Below are 21329 nucleotides of genomic sequence, written 5' to 3'. Positions count from 1 at the left end.
CACATCGAACCCCTAAAGTTTGGGGATCGGCCGTCCGTTAAGTCAGAGGAAACCAGCAAGGAACACCCCGTGAAGATCAATCAATCCACCACGACCAGGCCGGCGGACAACGCTGCCGGCGATGCTGCCCGTCCGGCGGCCGCCGCGGCAACCCCGCAGGATCCGGCCGCGCTGAGCGGCGTGCGCGTGAGCCCGCTGGCCGCGCAAGTGCGCGAGATCGGCAATCGCCTGGTCAACGACACCGACGACGATATCGATACCGCCAAGGTCGAGGAGATCCGCCAGGCCATCGCCGAAGGCCGGATCAAGATCGATCCCAGCAAGATCGCCGACGGGTTGCTCGCGTCTCTGCGTGAGCTCGCCCAGGGCGATACTCAACAACCTAGCTGACATGACCCAAGAAGCCCTGATCCAGACACTGAAGCGTGAATCCAATGCCATCCTGGCATTTGGCCGTGCCCTCGCCGAAGAGCGGGACGCACTGAAGCGTAATGATTTCCAGGCACTGAGCGAACTGCTCAGCCGGAAAGTGGAACTGGCTCAGGCACTCACGCGCGAGACTGCCGCGCGTGAGGCGCAGATGATCGCGCTGGGTCTGCGCGTGGGTCCCGGCGGCCTGCTGATCGGCCGCCCGGTCGATCCGGCCGTGACCGACGCATGGCGCAAGATCGTGTTCTTCGCGCACAAGGCGAAGGAATCGAACGAGGTCAACGGCGCGATCGTCAACGCGCACCTCGAGTTCACGCAGGAAGCCATCCAGGTCCTGCGCAACGGCGGCGCCGATCCCAACGAGATGTACGGCCGCGACGGCAAGTCGCAGAACGCGGCCGCGGGCGTACAGCTCGCGGCGGGTTAAGCCGTCTCTCGGCTGTCCGCTCCGGACGGGAGCGCGCGGGTGTCGTAGGTGGCGCGGCTATAATGCGCAGACTGCACGCGGCCTGCGCCCATGATCGATCTTTCCAGCCGAAGCTTCATCGAGTTGTATCGCGGCACGCCGCGCCTCGAGCGCGCCGCGGCTGCGCGGGCGCCGTCCCTGCTGGTGGCGGGACGTGGCGACCGGGCGCTGGACGCATTGCAGCGCGAGTATGCGTTGCGCGATCAGCTCGACGAGCGCTGGGCCGTGCTGCCGCGCGCGCTCGTGCCTTATGGCGACACCACGGTGCTGGTGCTCGCGGACCCCGGTGGTGAGCCGCTGGCCCTTGCGGCCGCGCGGCTACTGCCGGATCAACTCTCCCTTGCGATTCGACTCGTGACGTGCATCGCCGCCATGCATGCGGCGGGGCTCGTGCATTGCGCGCTCACGCCCGGGCGGTTCCTGGCCGATGGTGGCGACGCCGATGCGCCGGTACGCGTGACGGGCTTCGGGGCAGCCGTCCGCCACGATGGCGATGGTGGCCGCGGCGTGCAGGCGAATGGCGACGGGAAGGCGGAAGCGAAGCCGGAAGAGGAATGGGACGATCGGGCGCTGCGCTACATGGCGCCGGAGCTGTCGGGCCGCATGAACATCCGCATCGATGCGCGGGCGGATCTCTACGCCCTTGGATGCATCCTCCATGAACTGTTCGTCGGCACCCCGCCCTTCGATTACCCCGATACCGCCGCATGTGTGCATGCACACGCGACGCAACGGCCCGCGCCGCTCCATGCGATTGCCCCGCATGTCCCCGAGCCGCTATCGCGCATCGTCATGAAGCTGCTCGAGAAGGCCCCCGACCAGCGCTATGCGAACGCCATGGAGCTGCTCTCGGACCTGCGCCAGTGCGACACGCTGCGACGCCGGCACGGCGATATTCCGCCGGTCACGTTCGATCGCCAGGCCGCGCTGAAACGGCTGCGCCACGCCGAACGCGTCTTCGGCCGCGAGCAGGAAGCGGCGACACTGATGGACGCCTACGCGGATGTCGCGGCACATGGGCGTATGCGTGTGGTCTGGATGTCCGGCGACGCGGGCATCGGCAAATCCGCGTTGCTCAACGAGACCGCCACGCGCCTGCGCCGCATCTACACACCGCTGCTTGCCAGCGTTAAGAGCGAAGAAGGCCGGCGGGGTGCGCCCTACGGCCTCCTCGTGCGAGCCCTCGAACCATTGCTCCAGTTCGTGCTCGGCTGTCCCGACGACGAATATGCCGCGTGGCGCGAACGCATTCGCCAGGCCACGGCGCCGGTCGGCCGTACGCTGGCTACCCTGCTGCCCGCGCTGACCGTCGTGCTGGGCCCGATGCCCGATGCGCTCGACGCGCCGGACGGATCGCCGCTGATCGAGCGCGAACGCGTGCAGCAGGGTATCGCCCGGCTCCTCGCTTGCTTTGCCACGCGCGCGCGGCCGCTGGTCCTGCTGCTCGACGACCTGCAATGGGCCGACGTGGGCACGCTGCAGGTACTCGAACGGCTCGTGCAGCATCCCACGGCCATGCCGCTGCTGCTTGTCGGCGCCTTCCGAGCGCGGGAGGTCGGCGCCGAGCATCTGTTGCGCAATGGCGTGCTGGCCAACTACGGTGTGCGCGTCGCGCTCGGCCCGCTGCATCCACCCGCGCTGCTCGCGTGGCTTGCGAGCGCGTTGCGGTATGACGCGCGTGACGCAACGGAAGATGCGATGGACGATGCCGGCAATCTGGCATCGCTGAGCGAGGAGATCGGCCGCAAGACCGAACACAATCCGTTCTACGTGCTGCAGCTGCTGCGCCTGCTGGCCGACGACGGACTGCTGACGTTCGACGAGGCATCGGCCAGCTGGCGCTGGCAGCTCGATCGGATCGTCACGCACCCAGGCATCGGCACCGTCCTGGAACTGCTCGCGCATCGGCTCGAGCAAATGCCGACCAGCGCGCAGGGCATGCTGCGTCTGCTGGCCTGCCTGGGCGATCGCGCATCGACGGAGACGATCGCCATCGCCGCGAATTTGGATGCCGCCGCCACGCAGCGCGCGATGCGCATCGCGGCCGAGGCCGGCGCGATCCACCGCGATGGCAGCGACTGGGTCTTCGCGCACGACCGTATCCGCGAAGCGGCCTACGCCTCGATCCCGCTCGAGGCCCGCGCGCCCTGGCATCTGCGCATCGCGCGACGGCTGCTCGCCCATCCCGTCTCGCAGGCCGACGTCTTCTCGATGGCGACGCAGGTCGGTCTCGCACGATCGGTCGTGGACGATCCCGACGAACGCCGCGCATTCGCGCGGCTCAACATCGATGCGGGCCTGCACGCGAAAGCCGCCACGGCCCACCATTCGGCGCTCGCATTCTTCCGCACGGCACTCGCCTTTCTGGGCGAAGACGACGCGAGCGAGGACGGCCTGACCGCGCGCATGCTGTGCGGCGAAGCGGAATTCATGACCGGTGCGCTCGCGGCCGCGGAGGCACGGTTGTCCGCGCTCGAAGCCGCGGCCGGCGACGGCGTATTCGGCGCCGGCCTCGCGCGCCTGCGCGTGGCGCTGTACACGACGCTCGGCGCGTACGAGATGGCCCTGTGCGTCGGCCAGGCGTTTCTCGCGCGCGCCGGCATTCACCTGCCGCCGCAGGCTGCCGACGACGACGTCGCGCGCGAACATGCCCAGTTGCGCGGCTGGCTCGACCGGCACGGCATCCATGGACTGCGCGCGCTGCCTGTGGCCACCGACCCGCTACGGCATGCGCTGACCGATATCGTCGCCGACCTGGTTCCCGCCGCGTTGTTCACGGACCAGCGCATGTTCGACCTGTTGCTGCTGCGTGGCGTCAACCTCGCCATCGCCTACGGACACTGCGACGGATCGGCGTACGTCTACGTCTGCATGAACATGATCGTCGGCATGCGCTACGACGACTACGCAGCCTCGCGCGCATTCGGCGAACTTGCGCTGCACCTGGTCGACGAGCGCCGCCTCGAACGCTATCGCGGCCGCGTGTACATGGCATTCGGCGCGCTCGTCGTGCCGTGGATCATGCCCGCCCGCGCCGGATGTCATTACATCCGCCGCGCGTACGACATCACCGTGGAGAGCGGCGACCATACGTTCGCGGTGTACTGCACGCGCAACGAGGCCAGCGTCATGCTGTTCGCGGGCGATGCGCTCGACGACGTCCGCGCGACGGTCGTGCGCGGACTCGCAATCGCGCGCGACGCGAACTTCCAGCTCGTGGTGAACTCGCTGCTCGCGCAATGGGCCCTCCTCGGCCGCTTGCAGGACGCGGTCACGAACGAGGAACCGCTGCCGCCCGAACCGCCCATGGACCAGCCCGCCACGCTCGTCGACTGCGCGTACTGGGTCCATCGGCTACAGGTCGGCCTGCTGTTCGGCGACCTCGATGACGCCCTTGCTGCACGCATCCGCGCGGAAGCGTGCGGCGACGCCGCGCGTGCGTTCGTCGAGACGGGCGACCTGCCCTTCTATGGCGCGCTGGCGTTGCTCGCATTGCCTTTCCGCCATCCGGATCAGGAAGCGGCGCTGGAGCGCCATATCGCCGACCTGTCCCGCTGGGCGCACGCATGCCCGGACAATTTCACCGCGCGCAAGGAGCTCGTCAGCGCGCAGCTCTCGCGTCTGCAGGGCCGGCCCGGCGATGCCAGCGACGCCTATGCGCGCGCCGTGCAGCACGCGCGCCGGCACGGCTTCACGCAAGTGGAGGCGCTGGCGGCGGAACTCGCCGCGGACTTTCATGCGCACCGTGGCGACGAGATTGCCGCGCACGCCTATCTGCGCCACGCGCGCGGCGCATGGGAGCGCTGGGGCGCCACAGCGAAGGTACGTCAGCTGGAGATGCGCCATCCGGGGCTGTTCGATACCGACGCGGGCACGCCGGGCGCGGGCCGCCTGCGCGAACTCGACGTCCAGGCGGTGCTGCGCATCTCCACCGCGCTGGCGAGCAATATCGTTCCCGCGCGGCTCGTCGATACGCTGATGCAGACGGCACTGGAAAGCGCGGGTGCCGAACAGGGCGTGCTCGTGCTCGTGCGCGACGGCGTGTGGCAGGTTCCCGCGCGCGCGCAAGTGGTCGATGGCGCGATCGTCGTCACGCAGGAACCCGCCGTGCTGGGGTTCGACGTGCTGCCGGTATCGATCGTGCAGGCCGTCGCGCGGACCCACGAACGCCTCGTCATCGACGACGTGCGCGATGCCAACGCGCATGCGTCCACGTATGCGCAGGACGCGTACCTCCGCCGCCATCAGCCCCGCTCGATCCTGTGCGTGCCGCTGATGCGCTACGCGACGCTCGTCGGCGTGCTGTATCTGGAGAACAACCTCGCGGCCAACGTCTTCACCGCGGCCAAGGCTGGCGTGCTCGAGGTCATTGCGTCGCAGGCGGCATTCGCGCTCGAGAACGCGCGGCTCTACGAGGCCCTGTTCGAGCAGAACGCGCAACGCACGCGGGCCGAGGCGCAGTTGCGCACGGCGCTCGACGAGCTCGAGCGCGCCAGCCGGCTCCGCGCGATGGGCGAACTCGTGGCATCCATCGTGCACGAGGTGGGACAGCCGCTGGCCGCCGTGAGCACCTCCGCCAGCGCGGCGCTGCGGTGGCTCGACCACGATCCACCCGATATCGTCGAGACGCGCCAGATGCTCGCGCATATCGGTGCGAGCGCGACACGCGCCAACGCCGTCTTCCAGAACCTGCGCGCGAAATCGCGCACGACGGCGCCCCATTTCGAGCCCATCGACCTCGGCGACGCCCTGCATGAGGCCATCACCTTCGTCGCGCGCCCGCTCGAAGCGCTCGGTGTCCTGCTGAGCCTGCATATCCCGGAGCCGCCGCTGACCGTGCATGGCGACCGCATCCAGCTCCAGCAGGTGGCCATCAACCTCCTGATGAACGGCGCCGAATCGATGGCCGGCATCCCCCGCGATGCCCGGCGGCTCTCGCTCACCTGCGTGTCCGGCACCGATGCCCGCGGCGACGCGGTCGTGCGCATCATCGTGGAGGACAGCGGGTGCGGCATCGACCCGGCCATCGCGGACCGCCTGCTCGAGCCGTTGTTCACGACCAAGCAGAATGGCATGGGCATGGGACTCGCCATCGTCAACTCGATCGTCGATGCGCACGGCGGCCTGCTCGCCTTCGTGCCGCGCGAGCACGGCGGCACGCGCGCGACGGTCTCGCTGCCCAGGCAACGGCCCGCACACCTGACGTGACCGCCGGGCGCGCTTTCTGATACCGTTGCCACTCACACCCTCACGCATTGATTCCTCTCACCATGACCCACGCACCGTCGCCCCGCCCCGCGGGGAGCATCACCCGCCGCACGGGCGGCGCGGCCGGTACGCCTGAAAAGGCGGAGGCCCGGGTAGCCTATATCGTCGATGACGACGAGCTCGTGCGCGGCGCGCTAAGCAGCCTGCTGCGATCGATCCACCTGGAAGTGCGCGCGTACGGCTCCGTCGAGGAGTTCCTGGCCGCGCCGCGCCATCCGGACGCGCCATCCTGCCTCGTGCTCGACGTGCGGCTGCGCGGACAAAGTGGACTTGCATTTCAGAAGTCACTGGCCGACAGCGGCGAATCGCATATGCCGATCGTCTTCATGACCGCCCACGGCGACATCGCGATGAGCGTCAAGGCGATGAAGGCCGGGGCCGTGGACTTCCTGGCCAAGCCCTTCCGCGACCAGGACATGATCGATGCCGTGGTATCGGCGATCGAACGCGATGCGGCGCGCCTCGAGGTCGAGCGCTCGCTCAAGGACCTGCGCGCGGGCTGGGAATCGCTGACCCCGCGCGAGCGCGAGGTGCTGGAACTCGTGGCGAAGGGACTGATGAACAAGCAGATTGCCGACGTCATGGGCATCGCGCTGATTACGGCCAAGCTTCATCGCGGGCAAGCCATGCGCAAGATGGACGCCTGCTCGGTGGCCGATCTCATGCACAAGATGCAGTTGCTCGGTCTGGGGTTCCGACCTCCCGCCTAGCGCCCTCACACTTTGGTAAGGGGTCTCCGAACCCTCGTTTGCTGGTGCGTCGCCGCGTCCCGTGGTGTCATCGCTACCGTGCCGATTGATCCATCCGATTGATCCGTTTACGGCACGAGGAGACCATCATGACATTCCATCCGGACCTGCCGGGCATGATCCTGGCCGCGCTGGCTGGCCTGGGCGCGCTCGCCGCGATGCATGCATTCGTCCAGCACATGGCGATCGTGCGGCTCGCCAAGGCCATCGAAGCGCACGGCGGCGAGGGCAGCCCGCCCGTGCTGCCCGATACGGGCGTGACCGCCGTGGCGAGGCTCGCGCGCGCGATCAACGGCTGCCGCACGCGCAATGCGCAGCGCGAGACCGAACTGCTCGAGGTGCTGGCCGCTTACGCGCATGACCTGCGTACCCCGCTTCAGCGCATGCGGCTGCGCTGCGATCTGCTCGATGACGAGGACATGCACCGCGCGATGACGCGCGATCTGATCGAGATGCGCGACCTCGTGGAGGCCAGCCTCGCCTGCGCGCGGCTGCGCCGCAGCACCACCGAACCGATGCGCCGCGTGGACGCCGACGGCCTGATCGTCCGCCTCGTCGAGGACTATCGCGATACGGGCCGCGTCGTCGAACTGCATGGCCGCGTCGGCAAACCCGTGATCACGTGCCCGCACGCGCTGCGGCGTGTGCTCGTGAACCTCATCGACAACGCGCTGCACTACGGCAGTCATGTAAGGCTGTGCGTGCGCGTGAACGCGCGAGGCCTGGAGTTTGCCGTCCAGGATTCGGGGCCGGGCATCGCGCCCGCGGAAATGGAGGCGGTGTTTGCCGCGTGGTATCGCGCGCCGGCGACGGCCACACGCGTGCCGGGCACGGGGCTGGGCCTCGCGATCGCGCGCAGACTGGCGCTGGCGATGCGTGGCGACCTGCAACTCGAGAACCGCCACGCCGGCGGTCTCGAGGCACGACTGACGCTGCCGTTAGGACAGCTCGAATGACGCTGGATCAGCGGTAGTTGACCGTGACCTCGTTGCTGCGCCCCTGCAGCGCCGGCAGGATGCCCTGTCCGGGGACGCGAAAGGCAAACACGAACCCTTTCGCCGCATCGTCGCCGCGGAATGCATCGGTCTTCCCTTCGGGCGAAGACAGCAGCACGCATCGCTCGGCATTGCAGAGATACGCCTGCAGATCGACCGGCGGCACACGCACGAAGCTGTAGCGCCATCGCACCGACGTGATCACGCCCTCCGATTGCGGCATCATGCCACTGGGCTGGATCGGCGCCGACAGCGTGCGCTGTCCGCGGCCGGTGATGGTCGGGCCGACGACGGACGCATTCCACGCGTGGCGCGATCCGAGTTCAAGCGTGGTGCGGGTCATGCCGTCGGGCGGGGCGGCAAGCGCGCCAGCCGAGGCTGCCGCGGCCAGCACGGCCGCGCAAAGAAGCGCGGGAGCAGGAGCCGGCCGCCGCATCACAGCAATCCGCGCAGCTGGTTGCGCAGGCGCGTAATGGCCTGGCTGCGGATCTGGCAGACGCGCGACTCGGTCACCTCGAGCACGGCGCCGATCTCGCGCAGGTTCAGTTCCTGGTCGTAGCACAGCGACAGCACGAGCTTCTCGCGCTCCGGCAGCTTCTCGATCGCGCGAATGAGCGCCTCGCGCATGCCGCTTTCCATCAGCACCGTGAGCGGATTCGCATCGTCGGTCACGCCGAGATGCCGGTCGAGAAAATCTTCCTCGCCCGATCGCTCGAAGTCTTCGTAGTGCAGCAGCTGGCAGCCGTACACCTCGTTGAGCAGTTGCTGATATTCCTCGAGCGGCAATTCCATTTCGGCAGCCACTTCGGAATCCACGGGCGTGCGGCCGAGCTTCTGCTCGAGGCTTCGCTGCGTGCGTTCGATGCGGCGCGTGAACTGCCGCAGGCTGCGCGACTGCCAGTCGTTCGCGCGCACCTCGTCGAGCATCGCGCCACGAATGCGCTGGCTCGCGTAGGTTTCGAAACGCGCGCCATGGTTGTCTTCGTAGCGCTTGGCCGCATCGAGCAGGCCGATCATGCCGGCCTGGATCAGGTCGTCGATCTGAACGCTGGCCGGAAGCTTGGCCGCCAGTTGCAACGCGATGCGTCGCACCAGAGGCGCATGTGTCTTGACCACGTCTGCCTGTTCGAGCTTTCCCTGAATCGTGTACATGGTGGAACTCTCGGTTAATGCTGGTTACTCTGCCGGCGCCTCGTTGTTCGAAGTACCGGCTGGCTTTTGGTCGGTCTTGTTCTTGTCGACTTCTTTCTTGACTGCTTGTTGACTGCTTGTTGACTGCTGTCGTACTTACGCGGGCATGGCGGCAGCCATGCTTCGCGATGCTGCCGCGTCCGCGCGCAGGGGCCAGCCATTGACGGCGCCGGCCATGCGACGCAACGCCGTGGTGGCCGCGGCGGCCGGAAAGGCCTCCACCACGCAGCGTCCGAGGTGCAGGCCGCGCATGACCAGCGGATCGACTGGCAACGCGCCCGCACTGCTCGCTTCCACACCGAGGTACTGGCCCGCCGTGCGCGCCAGGTTCCCGGTGATTGCCGCGACGGCTGCTTCGCTGGTCGCCATGTTGACGACCAGATGGAAGCGCCGGCACGCGTAAAGATGGTGCAGCCGCTTGATGCACGCATAAGCGGCCGTGATCGACGTGGCATCGGGCCGCATCACGATCACGAAGTTATGGGCCGCGCCCGCCAGCGGCGACAGCGAACCGTCCTGCATGGCGCGCGCGTCGATGACTACCGTGCGCACGTCGGGCAGTGCCCGGCCATCGAACCCGACGCCGGCCGCCACGCTGCCCGCCGGCAACACGGCCAGTCCGCTCGCGGGGCGTGTGCCCAGCGCTTCGGCCAGCGCCGTACGTCCGGCAAGCACGTCGGCGAGCGACGCGTTGGGCGTGGCCCCGGCCAGCCGCGTGGCGCGCGCGCCGTGCCGGTCTTCATCGACGAGCAGCACACGCTCGCCCTGGAGCGAGAGCGCGTTCGACAAGCCGAGCGCGACCGTTGTCGCACCCGCGCCGGGTTCGCTGGCCACGACCGCGATGCGCCGCGTCACGCGCGGTGCCAGCATGCGGCGCAGGCTTTCGGCCTGATCGGAACCGAGGATGGACAAGGCTTACTCTCCCATCGATGCCATTTGCATGGCATCTGCCGATTCGGCATCCATCGAACGGGCGAACTGCGTTGCGGCCAGTGCAGTCGACTGCGCGACAGGCTCGCTCGCGGGCGCGCCGGTCGCCGCCATCGAACGGCCCGGATAGTTCTCCAGCACGTCGAGCAGCGCGAGCAGACGGCCCATGCCTTCGTTCAGCACGGAACCCTGCACGGGGGCATTGACGCGCGCGAGCGCGCGGCCGGCAAGACGCGACAGGAATGCGGGCGCGGTCGGGCTCGGCGTATGCTGCAGACGCAGCGTGGTCAGGCCCAGCTGGATCGAAACGAGGTGACCATAGGTCGATGCATCGGATGCGGAGCCGTCGGCGGCGTCGCCACCCTGGCCCGCTTCCTGCGCGAAATGTTCCACCGCGTGGCGCAACGTACGGAACTGCTCCTCGGCCGCATCGGCCCAGCGCGACCAGCGCGCGACCCGCGCCGCGTCACCGGCCAGTGCGGCGTCGCAGAGCATATATTCGGTGGCGAGCATCTCGCCGGTAGCGCGATCGACCAGACGCGACACCACGAGGCAGGCCTCGATGCCGGCTTCCGAACCGTCGGTACGCACACGCGCGGCGGTACGTACCTGGCCTTCCGGCACGCGCACCATGCAGTGGCCCAGCCATTGCACGGCATCGCGGTCGCGCCACGGCTGTTCGCCAATCGCATGGAACGTCAGCGTGTCGGCGATGGTGTCGAGCTTGTTGGCCACGCCGTTGGCGATCACGCGCGTGGTCTTGCGCATGCCGGCCACCCAGCGTTCGCCGGTCTGCTGCCAGCGCGCGAGCGTGGTCGTCGTCGGCAGCGACGCATGCAGGTTGACGACCGTCCGTGCGGCGGCCAGCGTCGCGCGCACGGTGGCGGCTTCGGCTTCGGCTTCCGCCTCGGCAAGCGACTGGCGCGTACGCGACGACGGCACGAGCGTGGTGGCCAGCGGCATGCCGTCACGGTCGGCGAGCCACAGCGTCTGCTGCAGCAGTTGCGGCGCGCGGCGGCCCTGCGTGGGCAGCGTGGCGGTGCCGGTCACGGCGAGCACATAGCGTTCGCACGCGCGCGCGGCGTCGCGGCACATCGTCAGGCGGACCTGCTGCGCGGCCTGGCGCAGGGCCGGGCCACCGACCGCGCGCTGCTGCCACAGCGAGCGCGCGAGTTCGAATCCGTATTGCGCGGCGTTCAGTTCCTCGACGCAGACGCCGACCGCGTTGGCGCTGTCGGTCAGAGAACGCAGCATGTCGTCGGCACCGCCCTGCGGGGCGGCGGGCGCGCGCGCTTCATCCACGGCTGCGGCGGCCTGACGGCGCGCGGCATCGGCATCCGCGAACAGCGAGCCGCGGCGCGGCGTCAGGAACGCGCGCTCGACGAGCGCCGCACCCTGCGCGAGTTCCAGGTGCTCGGGCACGCGCTGGCCCGTCGACGCATAGAACACCGGCAGGCGATGGCGAATCACGACGTCGAGTACGGAGCCCAGGTGCGTGGCCTCGTCGAGCTTGCTGATGATGCAGCCGTCCAGGCCGGCACCCGCGTTCGGGGCGGTATCGTGACGATAGGCGTGCACGACCTCGTTGAGCGTGTCGCCATGGCTCGCGCCGTTGAGCACCAGCACGCGCTGGAGGGGGGCCTGTACGCCAGCCAGCATCGCGATCTGGTCCGACAGGCTGCGGTCGCGCTGGCTCATGCCCACCGTGTCGATGATCACGAGGTGCTTGTCCTTCATCGCATTGAGCGCGAAGCGCAGGTCGGCCGCATCCTTCACCGCGTGCACGGGCACGCCGAGAATGTCGCCATAGATGCGCAGCTGCTCGTGCGCGCCGATCCGGAAGCTATCGGTGGTCAGCAGCGCGAGCTGCTCGGGGCCATGGCGCAGCACGAAGCGCGCGGCCAGCTTGGCCGTCGTCGTGGTCTTGCCGACGCCGGTCGGGCCGATCAGCGCAAGCACGCCGCCCTGCGCGAACAGCGTGTCCTCGTCGGACAGCACCGGTACCTTGCGCGCGAGTTCCTGGCGGATCCATCCCATCGCGGCCGGGCGATCGTAGCCGACGGGCAGCTTGCTGAGCAGCGTGCGCGACAGCTGGCCGGAGAAGCCCGCGTTGACCAGCCATTCGAAGAGCGATTCGCGCAGCGGATCGCCCGCGGATACGCCTGATACGCCCGGGGCGCCGCCCGACAAACCCGCGAACTGACGCTCGAGCATCGCGCGCATCGACGCCAGCTCGCCACGCAGATCGCCAAGCTCGGCGCCGTCCTGCGGCGCGGTGGCGAGCAGCGATGCGGCGGGCTGCGCCACGACCGGCGTCGGATCGACGTACTGGATGGCGGTTGCGGAGACCGCGCCGAGATCGGCATCGCGCATGGCGACGATCTCCACGCCGCCCTCGACGGTGCGGTTGGACAGCACCACGGCGTCAGGGCCCATGGCCTCGCGCACCTTGCGCATCGCTTCGCGGCCATTCGCCGCCACAAACTTTGCCACGCTCATGTTCGTAGGTTCCTCAGGCAGCGCCGCCGATCATCGCGGTGATGCGGATATTGCGGTTGTCCGGTACTTCGGCATGCGACAGCACCTTCAGTTGCGGCAGCGTCCGGCGCAGGAAGCGCGCCATCAGCGGACGCAGCGGCGACGGCACCAGCAGCACCGGATCCAGCCCCAGTTGCTCCTGGCGCATCACGGCGCCCTGCGCCTGCTGCAGCAGCGCATCGGCCAGTCCCGGCTCGATGCCGCCGCCGTTCGACAACGCCTGCGTCAGCACACGCTCGAGACCCGCGTCGAGGCTGATCACCTGCAGGTCGGCGTTGTTCGGGAACAGCTGTTGCGTGATCGCGCGGCCCAGTGCCATGCGCACGAGCGCGGTCAGTTCGGTCGGATCGCTGATCTTCGGCGCATGTTCGGCAATCACGTCGAGAATCGTGCGCATATCGCGAATCGGCACCCCTTCGTCCAGCAGGTTCTGCAGCACCTTCTGCAGGCCCGTCAGCGAGATCGTCTTCGGCACGAGGTCTTCGGTCAGCTTCGGCGAGTCCTTCGCGATGCGGTCCAGCAGCGACTGCACTTCCTGGCGGCCGAGCAGTTCGGACGCGTGGAGCTGGATCAGGTGGTTCAGGTGCGTGGCCACGACCGTACTGGCATCGACCACCGTGTAGCCGTAGGCCTGTGCCTGTTCCTTCAGGCCGGCATCGATCCACACGGCCGGCAGGCCGAACGCGGGGTCCCGCGTGGCGGCGCCGGGCAGCGTGCCCGTGACCTGGCCCGGATTGATCGCCATCCACTGGCCCGGCGTGGCTTCGCCCTGGCCGATCTCCACGCCCTTGAGCGTGATGCGGTACGCGTTCGGCTTGAGTTCGAGGTTGTCGCGGATGTGGACCACCGGCACGAGGAAGCCGATGTCCTGCGCGATCTTCTTGCGGATACTCTTGATGCGGCCGAGCAGTTCGCCGTTCTGCGCGCGATCGACCAGCGTGATGAGGCGGTAACCCACTTCCATGCCGAGCGGGTCGACCAGGGTCACGTCGTCCCACGTGGCTTCGGTCGTCTCCGGGGCGACGGTCGGCGCGCGCTCGTCGCGCTTCATCTGCGTCTGCGCGGCCGCGGCGTCGCGGCGCATCGTATAGCGCCCGAACCAGGCGAGCGAACCGGCCAGCAGCAGGAAGGCGAAATGCGGCATGCCCGGGATGATGCCCATCATGCCGATGATGCCGGCCGTCAGGAACATCACGCGCGGGTTCGAGAACAGCTGGCCCGTGAGCTGCTGGCCCACGTCCTGCTCGTTCGACACGCGCGACACGATCACACCGGCCGCGGTCGAGATGATCAGCGCCGGAATCTGCGCCACCAGACCGTCACCGATCGTCAGCAGCGTGTAATTGCGCACGGCGGTGGAGAAGTCCAGGTCGTGCTGCACCATGCCCACCACCATGCCCGCGGCGATGTTGATGAACATGATCAGCAGGCCCGCCACGGCATCGCCGCGCACGAACTTGCTGGCACCGTCCATCGCGCCGTAGAAGTCCGATTCCTGCGCCACTTCGGCGCGTCGCTTCTTCGCGCCTTCCTCGTTGATCAGGCCCGCGTTCAGGTCGGCGTCGATGGCCATCTGCTTGCCGGGCATCGCATCGAGCATGAAGCGCGCGCCCACCTCGGCAATACGGCCCGCACCCTTGGTAATCACCATGAAGTTGATCACCACGAGGATCGCGAACACCACGATACCGACCGCGAAGTTGCCACCGACCAGGAAGTGGCCGAACGCCTCGATGACCTTGCCCGCCGCGTCGGGCCCGGTATGGCCCTCGAGCAGCACCACGCGCGTGGACGCGACGTTCAGCGACAGGCGCAGCAGCGTCGTGAACAGCAGCACGGCCGGGAACGCGGCAAAGTCGAGCGCCTTCTGGGTGTACATGCCCACCAGCAGCACCATGATCGACAGCGCGATATTGAAGGTGAACAGCAGGTCGAGCACGACGGCCGGCAGCGGCAGGATCATCATGCCGAGGATCATGACGATCAGCAGCGGTCCGGCCAGCGCCTTCATCTGCGCGCCCGATCGGACGCCAGGCATGTTGAATAAGTTGGTCAGTGCGTTCATGCGCGGGCTTCCGGTACGGCGAGTTCATCGGGCACAAACAGTTCCGTCGGGCCGCCCGGCTGCGGACCGTTGGTGTAGTGCCAGTTCTTGAGTTGAAAGACCCAGGCCAGGACCTCGGCCACGGCGGTGTAAAGGCCCGAGGGGATTTCCCGGCCGATGTCCACATGCCGATGCAGCGCGCGCGCCAGCGGCGGCGCGGACAGAATCGGCACGCGATGCTCGGCGGCCAGCTCTCGAATGCGAGCAGCCACTTCGTCTGCGCCCTTTGCCACGACACGAGGCGCGCTCATGCGGCCTTCCTCGTACTTGAGCGCCACGGCAAAGTGCGTCGGGTTGGTCACAACCACGTCCGCCTTCGGCACCTCGGCCATCATCCGGCGGCGCGCGATCGCGCGTTGCTGCTGGCGAATACGCGCCTTGATATGCGGGTCGCCATCGCTTTCCTTCATTTCCTGCTTGACCTCTTCCTTGGTCATGCGCAGCTTCTTGTAGAAGGTCCACAACTGCCAGGGCACGTCGATGGCCGCGACCAGCAGCAGCGAGCCGGCCACCACGGCGCACACGTAGAGCACGAGCTCGGCCATGTGGAGCAGGGCCTCGTTGACCGGCGCGCTCATCAGCGCGATGGCCTCCGGCAGGCGGCGCCACAGCATCCACGACGCCACGCCGCCGACCAGCAGCGACTTGGCGATGGCCTTGGCGAGCTCCACGAGCGACTGTGACGAGAACATGCGGCCGATGCCCTTGAGCGGCGACAGGCGCGAGAAATCGGGAGCCAGAGACTTGGTCGAGAACAGCCAGCCGCCCAGCGCCAGCGGCCCGACGAGAGCGGCCGCGCCGAAAATCAGCAGGATCGGCAGGAACACGAGCAGGCAGTCCCAGACCATCACGGCGAACTGGGAGAGCATGCGATGGGTATCGAACGCGGTTGCCGGCTCGAACGCCAGTCCGGCGTGCATCGCCATGTTGAGCTGACGGCCGAGCGTGCCGCCGAACAGGTACAGCGTGGCCACGCCGGTCATGAGCATCATGAACGTGCCGAGCTCGCGCGAACGCACCACCTGGCCCTCTTCGCGCGCCTTTTCAAGGCGCCGGGCTGTGGCGGGTTCGGTTTTCTCGAGATCGCTTTCCTCGGACACTCACGCTCCTACGACGTCAGACACGAAGCGCGCGGACGGCCCTTCGTTAGCGTGAATTATCAAATCCCGGCGGGGCGGGCATTAGGAGGAAAAGGGAGGGAAATCCGCGCCTGTTTGGGGAATGAGCGGGCGCGAGGGTTAACGGTGCGGGGAAGAGGAAGCTTTAGGGAGGGACGGAAAATATGCCGATTACGGTACTCGAACGTCCCGCCGGCGCGCGCCGCCGCCGACTACTCGCCGTCCTTCGGCACGGCGATGCCAAGCTGACCCGCCATTTCCTCCACCAGCGCCTGGAGCCGGGCCACCTTGTCGGTGAGCGCCAGGTGGCTGATGCGCAGGGCCTCGAACTCCGACGGGGGGACGGACGACGAACCGGCCCCGCCCGTCATGGCCGCAGCCTGCTCGGGAATCGCCACCTCGCCGCACAGCAGATGCATCCAGCGGCTTTCGCGCTCCCCCGGCGCGCGGGGCAACCGGACGACGAACGGCGGCTCGTGGGCCGCGAGCTCGTCGAGAAAGGCCTCTACCGACGAGATATCGGCAAACGAATGGAGCCGCGCGGAGTTGAGCCGCAATTCGGCCGCGGTCTGCGGGCCGCGCAGCAGCATGGTCACGAGCAGAGCCGCCGACTGGCTCGGTACGCCGATGACGCGGCCGAGGTTCTGCTCGAAGCGCGGCACGCGGCTGCTGCTGCCTTCGAACACGAGGCTGAGCGACTTCAGGCCATCGATCGCGGTCAGCACTTCGTCCTCGCTGACGCTCATCACCGGCGAGCGCGCGGTCTTCTGGTTACAGCCGGCCGTCAACGCATTCAGCGTCAGCGGATACGTGTCGGGTACCGTGTACTGCTTCTCGAGCAAGACGGCCACCACGCGGCCCTCGATCGGTGTCAGGGCGCGGATCGGCGGACGGGATGCGGGAGACTCGGGTGCCATGCGTTGCGGGGGAATTCCATCTGGTGAGCGCACATTGGAACCCATGCGCGGGGATTACGCAATGTCGGCCGATATAATTTCGCGATGCCGACCGCCACCAATTTCCGCGTCACCGCCGCTGTCGTCGCCAGCGCGCTGTTCATGCAGAACCTCGACAGCACGGTCGTCGCCACCGCGCTGCCCAGCATGGCACGCGATCTGCAGGTCAGCGCCGTGCACCTGAGCAGCGCCATTACGTCCTACCTGATCGCCCTGACCGCGTTCATTCCGGTCAGCGGCTGGATTGCCGACCGCTTCGGCGCGCGCCGCGTGTTCATGGTGGCCATCGCCACCTTCACGATCGCTTCGGTGCTGTGCGCGCTCGCGAATGGCCTGCCCACGCTGATCGCCGCGCGTATCCTGCAAGGCATCGGCGGCGCGATGATGGTGCCGGTGGGCCGGCTGATCCTGTTCCGCGGCGTCAGGCGCGAAGATTTGCTGACGGCCACCACCTGGCTGACGATGCCAGCGCTGCTGGGTCCCGTGCTGGGGCCGCCCGTCGGCGGCTTCCTGACCGACGCGCTGTCGTGGCGCGCGGTGTTCTGGATCAACGTGCCGGTTGGCATCGTGGGCCTCGCATTGACGGCATGGCTGATCCCGCCATCCGCGCCCGAGCATCCGCCCGCGCCCGATCTCGTCGGCATGACGCTGATCGGCGCGTCGCTGACCACGCTGATGCTGGGCGTGGAAACGATCGGCCGCGGCCTGCTCCCCGACGTCCTGCCCGTGGCCGCCATCGTGGTCGGCCTGCTGCTGTTCTGGCTCACGGTCCGGCATTGCCAGCGCCGCGACGATCCGGCCATCGATTTCTCGCTGCTGCGCATTCCGACATTCCATGCCGCCACCGTCGCAGGCAGCCTGTTCCGCGCGGGCGCCGGCGCGCTGCCCTTCCTCGTGCCGCTGACGCTGCAGATCGGCTTCGGTCTCAGTGCCTCGGTCAGCGGCATGATTTCGCTGGCCAGCGCGCTGGGCTCGTTCTGCATGCGCCCGATGACGCGGTTCGCGCTCGCACGGCTGTCGATGCGCACCGTGCTGATGGCCGGCAGCGTGTCGTTTGGTGCGGTACTGCTCGCCTGCACGACGCTGTCGCCAGCATGGCCGGCCGCCGCGATCTTCGTGCTGCTGCTCGTGGGCGGTCTGTCGCGCTCGCTAAGCTTTGCCTCGATGGGGGCGCTGGCATTTGCCGACGTGCCACAGCCGCGCCTCTCGGCCGCCACCTCGTTTCAGGGCACCGCGCAGCAGATGATGAAGGCCGTCGGCGTGGCGATCTCCGCCGGATCGCTACAGATCACGATGCTGTGGGGCGGGCGCACGCATGCGACCCGCTTCGACTTCGCATGCGCATTCCTCGCCATCGCGGTGGTGGTCCTCGCCTCGCTGCCGATGTTCGCGACGCTGTCGCCGGAGGCGGGGGAAGGCATCTCCGGCAAACCCCGGCGCTCATGAAACGACAACGCCCCCGCAAGGGGGCGTTGTTCATCGAGGCCTCGGGTCGTCTCAGACCAGATTGATCTCGACGTGGATATTGCCGGCCGTGGCCTTCGAATACGGGCAGGTCTGGTGCGCGGTATCCACGAGCAGGCGCGCGACTTCCCGCTCCACGCCCGGAATATGCACGTTCAGGCGGGCCTGCAGCAGATAGGCGTCACCGTTCTTGCCCAGATCCACTTCCGTATGCACGTTCAGGTCCTCGGGCAGCTTGATCTTCTGCTTCGCGGCGGCCAGTCCGATCGCGCCGATAAAGCAGGCGGACCAGCCCGCGGCAAACAGCTGCTCGGGGTTGGTGCCGGCGCCGGACGTGCCCGGCGACGACAGCTTGATATCCAGACGGCCATCGTCGCTACGTGCTTCGCCATCGCGGCCACCCGACGTGGTGTGGACCTTGGCGGTGTAAAGAACTTTGTCGATGCGGGTCATGATGTGCTCCTCGTTGTATTGGAAAAGGTTGAAGCTCAGGCGTAGGCGCCGTCGAGATACGGATCGACGCTGCGTGCCGGGGGCGCGGACACGCCGGTGTGGTCCTGGCCGGCGACGAGTCCGACCGATGCGGCGCGGGCGCCGTCGTAGTACGGATCCACGTTGCGCGCGCCGTCCGAGTACGGGCTGCGCGGCTCGCTCACGGTGCGGGCGCCGTCGTAGTACGGGCTGCGCTGTTCCGTGACCGAGCGGGCACCGTCGGTGTACGGGTCGCGCGTGCCGGAGACGGCTGCCTGGGCGGCGACGGCGGAAGCGGCGAGCGCGACGGCGAGAACAACTTGCTTGGCGAAATTGGCGTTCATGATGCGTATCCTTGATATTCGGTCGATGGGTCCGGCGACTCGGTCAGTGCGTCGTCGCCATGGAAGCTATTTAATGACACCGACGTATCGCGCCCGTATCGACATCGCGGCGATTTCGTGAGCCGACGTATCAGCGGAATCGCCTGATACATCCGTGTACAAACTCAGGCCGGCAGCGTGAGCCGCGCCTCCAGGCCGCCTTCCGTGCGGTTGGCCAGCGCGAGCTTGCCGCCCAGTGCATTCGCAAGCTGCTGCGCGATCGCAAGACCGAGCCCCGTGCCGCCCGTGCCACGGTTGCGCGACGCTTCGAGCCGATAGAACGGCTGCAGCACGCGCTCGAGCTCCGCGTCGGGGATACCGGGTCCGCGATCGCGCACGGCGATCGAGAGCTGCCCGTCCTGCGTGCGATCGACAGCCACGCTTACGTCGCTGCCGAACTTCAGCGCGTTGTCGATCAGATTGGTCAGGATGCGCCGCAAGGCCTGCGGCCGCGTGACGACGGGTGCGTCGAGGTGCCCGTCGATGGCGATCGGCTGCCCGCCATCGCGATAATCGCAGGCGATGCTGTCCAGCAATGCATCGGGATCGATGCGTACCGGCGTTTCCGCGCCACCATGCAGCGTGCGCGCGTAGGTCACGCCCTCGCGCACCAGATGCTCCATCTCCCGCAGGTCGCCATGCAGCTTCGCGCGCGTTTCGCAGTTCTCCATCAGATCCAGCCGCAGCCGCATGCGCGTGATCGGCGTCTGCAGGTCGTGCGAGATCGCCGCGAGAATCTGGATGCGCTCGGACAGATATCCCGCAATGCGCGCCTGCATCGCGTTGAACGCCGTGGCCGCGTGCACGACTTCGTCCGGCCCCTGCTCGGGAATCCGGTCACCCTTGAGATCGGGGCCAAGGTTTTCCGCCGCCGCCGCCAGTTGCTTGAGCGGCCGTGTGACCAGACGGACCGCGAGCCACGCGCAGGCACCGATCATCGCGAGCTGCACGCAGAACAGCACAGGCAGCCACGTCGATAGCACGATGCCGCTCGGCTTGACATCGACCGTCAGCGGGCTGCCGTCGGCGAGCGTCAGATGCACCTGGAAATGTTCGCCTGGGCCGGGCACCGCGTTGACGGCGGTCCTGTAGCGCGGCTCGAGCACGCCGACGATCGCCGTGGCCGCGCGCTGCGACATTGGCGACGCGAGCGCGGGGCCGGCGGTGCCGGCATCGAGCAGGTACGTATAGCTGCCGCGGTTGAGCCGTTCTACCCACATCGGCCGCTCCGCCGGCGGAAGGCGGTCGAGAATGGCCACCGATCCCGCTACGTCGAGCTCGAGGTTGCCGAGCATGAGCTTGTTGGCCGCCTGCATGCGCTCGATCAGCACGACCCCGAAGGACAGGCCCTGCGCCAGCGTGAGACCGACCACGAGGATCACCATCAGGCGCGCGAACAGCGTGCGCGGCCACAGCTTGCCTGCACGGGCAGCAAGGTTCATGAGCGGGCCTCACGGATTTCGACCGCGGAAGAGAACACGTAGCCTTCGTTGCGGACGGTCTTGATATAGCGCGGCTCGCGCGCATCGTCACGCAGGCGTTGCCGCAGACGGCTGACCATCAGGTCGATCGAGCGCTCGAACAGTTCGGCGTCGCGGCCCTGCGTCAGGTTGAGCAACTGATCGCGGTTGAGCACACGCTGCGGATGATCGAGGAACGTGCGCAGCAGCCGGTACTCGGCGCCGCTCAGCGAGACGATCACGTCCGTATCGTCGAGCAGGTGCCGCGCGGTGGTATCGAGCCGCCAGTTGCCGAACGACAGCACCGTGGCCGCTTCCGTCACCTGCAGGTTCGGCGGCAGCATGCGCGTGCGGCGCAGCACCGAGCGGATGCGCGCCAGGAGCTCGCGCGCGGCAAACGGCTTGACGAGGTAGTCGTCCGCGCCCATCTCGAGCCCGAGGATGCGGTCGGTCTCCTCGTTGCGCGCGGTCAGCATCAGGATCGGGGTATGCCGCTTCTCCCCGGCGCGCATGTCACGGCACAGCTGCAGGCCGTCCTCGCCGGGCAGCATCAGGTCGAGCACGACGAGGTCCACGGCGGCCTTGTCCAGCACCGCGCGCATCTGCTGGCCATTGGCCGCGAGCGAGACGCGCATGCCCTGGTTCTCGAGGTAGGTCCCCACGAGTTCGCGGATCTCGCGATCGTCGTCGACGATCAGGATATGGTCGGGCAAGGTCATAACACGGCTCCGCAGCGCGGCAATCATGCGCCATCCAGCGCGGTAACCGGATTATGTGAGGGGCCGGAGGGGCCCATGTATCACTGTG

At 68.0% G+C, this 21329-nt stretch carries 17 protein-coding genes; 6 read left to right on the top strand and 11 right to left on the bottom strand.

Translation table 11 applies throughout. The features are described from left to right. Positions 1-69: 69 nt before the first annotated feature. From flgM to AAHB16_RS15615, 5 genes are all read left to right on the top strand, one after another. Positions 70-390 carry a flagellar biosynthesis anti-sigma factor FlgM gene (gene flgM, locus AAHB16_RS15635; RefSeq protein WP_109585449.1) on the top strand — a complete coding sequence of 107 codons (321 nt, stop codon included), beginning with the start codon at positions 70-72 and terminating at the stop codon, positions 388-390. Between the two features lies 1 nt (position 391). Continuing rightward, a complete protein-coding gene (locus AAHB16_RS15630; protein ID WP_150375586.1) occupies positions 392-856 on the top strand; it encodes a flagella synthesis protein FlgN in 465 nt (154 codons plus the stop codon). A 90-nt stretch (positions 857-946) separates the two neighbouring features. After that, positions 947-6103 (top strand): trifunctional serine/threonine-protein kinase/ATP-binding protein/sensor histidine kinase, encoded by a 5157-nt coding sequence (locus AAHB16_RS15625; RefSeq protein WP_342051401.1) that lies wholly within the window; start codon positions 947-949, stop codon positions 6101-6103. 62 nt (positions 6104-6165) lie between these two features. Then, positions 6166-6873 carry a response regulator transcription factor gene (locus tag AAHB16_RS15620; protein ID WP_150375590.1) on the top strand — a complete coding sequence of 236 codons (708 nt, stop codon included), beginning with the start codon at positions 6166-6168 and terminating at the stop codon, positions 6871-6873. 128 nt (positions 6874-7001) lie between these two features. Then, a complete protein-coding gene (locus AAHB16_RS15615) occupies positions 7002-7868 on the top strand; it encodes a sensor histidine kinase (protein WP_342051400.1) in 867 nt (288 codons plus the stop codon). Positions 7869-7875: 7 nt separating this feature from the next. Here the strand turns inward: AAHB16_RS15615 and AAHB16_RS15610 are convergent, their stop codons facing one another. The 7 genes from AAHB16_RS15610 to AAHB16_RS15580 all read right to left on the bottom strand — a co-directional run bounded on the left by AAHB16_RS15610 (position 7876) and on the right by AAHB16_RS15580 (position 16705). Further along, positions 7876-8343, bottom strand: coding sequence for a flagellar protein FlhE (locus AAHB16_RS15610; protein ID WP_446718099.1), 468 nt, complete (start codon positions 8341-8343; stop codon positions 7876-7878). Further along, complete coding sequence (locus AAHB16_RS15605) at positions 8343-9059, bottom strand: RNA polymerase sigma factor FliA (RefSeq protein ID WP_150375594.1); 717 nt, start codon at positions 9057-9059, stop codon at positions 8343-8345. The genes AAHB16_RS15610 and AAHB16_RS15605 overlap by 1 nt, the downstream gene beginning before the upstream one ends. 135 nt (positions 9060-9194) lie before the next feature. Next, entirely contained in the window at positions 9195-10010 is an 816-nt protein-coding gene (locus AAHB16_RS15600; protein WP_342051399.1) for a MinD/ParA family ATP-binding protein, read from the bottom strand. Between the two features lie 3 nt (positions 10011-10013). Continuing rightward, complete coding sequence (flhF, locus tag AAHB16_RS15595; protein WP_342051398.1) at positions 10014-12527, bottom strand: flagellar biosynthesis protein FlhF; 2514 nt, start codon at positions 12525-12527, stop codon at positions 10014-10016. 13 nt (positions 12528-12540) lie between these two features. Then, on the bottom strand, positions 12541-14631 hold the full coding sequence (gene flhA, locus AAHB16_RS15590; protein WP_150375598.1) for a flagellar biosynthesis protein FlhA: 2091 nt from the start codon (positions 14629-14631) through the stop codon (positions 12541-12543). Further along, a complete protein-coding gene (flhB, locus tag AAHB16_RS15585) occupies positions 14628-15770 on the bottom strand; it encodes a flagellar biosynthesis protein FlhB (RefSeq protein WP_150375600.1) in 1143 nt (380 codons plus the stop codon). Before flhB ends, flhA begins: the two co-directional genes overlap by 4 nt. 230 nt (positions 15771-16000) lie before the next feature. Then, the gene (locus AAHB16_RS15580) at positions 16001-16705 is read right to left on the bottom strand and encodes a YceH family protein (protein WP_342051397.1); all 705 of its coding nucleotides are present in this window, start codon (positions 16703-16705) and stop codon (positions 16001-16003) included. 84 nt (positions 16706-16789) lie between these two features. On the opposite strand from AAHB16_RS15580, the gene AAHB16_RS15575 reads away from it, so the two are divergent. After that, a complete protein-coding gene (locus AAHB16_RS15575) occupies positions 16790-18190 on the top strand; it encodes an MFS transporter (protein WP_342051396.1) in 1401 nt (466 codons plus the stop codon). 51 nt (positions 18191-18241) lie between these two features. Here AAHB16_RS15575 and AAHB16_RS15570 read toward each other — a convergent pair whose 3' ends face one another. The 4 genes from AAHB16_RS15570 to AAHB16_RS15555 all read right to left on the bottom strand — a co-directional run bounded on the left by AAHB16_RS15570 (position 18242) and on the right by AAHB16_RS15555 (position 21241). After that, the gene (locus AAHB16_RS15570) at positions 18242-18661 is read right to left on the bottom strand and encodes an organic hydroperoxide resistance protein (RefSeq protein ID WP_150375607.1); all 420 of its coding nucleotides are present in this window, start codon (positions 18659-18661) and stop codon (positions 18242-18244) included. Between the two features lie 35 nt (positions 18662-18696). Beyond that, positions 18697-19023 (bottom strand): hydroxyquinol 1,2-dioxygenase, encoded by a 327-nt coding sequence (locus AAHB16_RS15565; RefSeq protein ID WP_150375609.1) that lies wholly within the window; start codon positions 19021-19023, stop codon positions 18697-18699. Positions 19024-19187: 164 nt separating this feature from the next. Next, positions 19188-20504, bottom strand: a complete 1317-nt coding sequence (locus tag AAHB16_RS15560; protein ID WP_342051395.1) for an ATP-binding protein — start codon at positions 20502-20504, stop codon at positions 19188-19190. Further along, positions 20501-21241: a response regulator gene (locus tag AAHB16_RS15555; protein WP_150375613.1), complete on the bottom strand. Its 741-nt coding sequence runs from the start codon at positions 21239-21241 to the stop codon at positions 20501-20503. The genes AAHB16_RS15560 and AAHB16_RS15555 overlap by 4 nt, the downstream gene beginning before the upstream one ends. Positions 21242-21329: the final 88 nt, after the last annotated feature.

The organism is Cupriavidus sp. OTU4054 (assembly GCF_038440175.1).
Classification (GTDB): domain Bacteria; phylum Pseudomonadota; class Gammaproteobacteria; order Burkholderiales; family Burkholderiaceae; genus Cupriavidus; species Cupriavidus pauculus_D.
Note: the sequence above shows the minus strand (reverse complement) of the source record. Positions and strands in the feature narration are given on the sequence as shown.

Excerpts from the sequence above, each read along its gene's own strand:
- flhA (WP_150375598.1), bottom strand. The coding sequence starts at position 14,631 with ATGAACGCACTGACCAACTTATTCAACATGCCTGGCGTCCGATCGGGC.
- AAHB16_RS15625 (WP_342051401.1), top strand. The coding sequence starts at position 947 with ATGATCGATCTTTCCAGCCGAAGCTTCATCGAGTTGTATCGCGGCACG.
- AAHB16_RS15605 (WP_150375594.1), bottom strand. The coding sequence starts at position 9,059 with ATGTACACGATTCAGGGAAAGCTCGAACAGGCAGACGTGGTCAAGACA.
- AAHB16_RS15580 (WP_342051397.1), bottom strand. The coding sequence starts at position 16,705 with ATGGCACCCGAGTCTCCCGCATCCCGTCCGCCGATCCGCGCCCTGACA.
- AAHB16_RS15575 (WP_342051396.1), top strand. The coding sequence starts at position 16,790 with ATGCCGACCGCCACCAATTTCCGCGTCACCGCCGCTGTCGTCGCCAGC.
- AAHB16_RS15610 (WP_446718099.1), bottom strand. The coding sequence starts at position 8,343 with ATGCGGCGGCCGGCTCCTGCTCCCGCGCTTCTTTGCGCGGCCGTGCTG.
- AAHB16_RS15630 (WP_150375586.1), top strand. The coding sequence starts at position 392 with ATGACCCAAGAAGCCCTGATCCAGACACTGAAGCGTGAATCCAATGCC.
- AAHB16_RS15555 (WP_150375613.1), bottom strand. The coding sequence starts at position 21,241 with ATGACCTTGCCCGACCATATCCTGATCGTCGACGACGATCGCGAGATC.
- flhF (WP_342051398.1), bottom strand. The coding sequence starts at position 12,527 with ATGAGCGTGGCAAAGTTTGTGGCGGCGAATGGCCGCGAAGCGATGCGC.
- AAHB16_RS15560 (WP_342051395.1), bottom strand. The coding sequence starts at position 20,504 with ATGAACCTTGCTGCCCGTGCAGGCAAGCTGTGGCCGCGCACGCTGTTC.
- AAHB16_RS15620 (WP_150375590.1), top strand. The coding sequence starts at position 6,166 with ATGACCCACGCACCGTCGCCCCGCCCCGCGGGGAGCATCACCCGCCGC.
- AAHB16_RS15615 (WP_342051400.1), top strand. The coding sequence starts at position 7,002 with ATGACATTCCATCCGGACCTGCCGGGCATGATCCTGGCCGCGCTGGCT.
- AAHB16_RS15565 (WP_150375609.1), bottom strand. The coding sequence starts at position 19,023 with ATGAACGCCAATTTCGCCAAGCAAGTTGTTCTCGCCGTCGCGCTCGCC.
- AAHB16_RS15570 (WP_150375607.1), bottom strand. The coding sequence starts at position 18,661 with ATGACCCGCATCGACAAAGTTCTTTACACCGCCAAGGTCCACACCACG.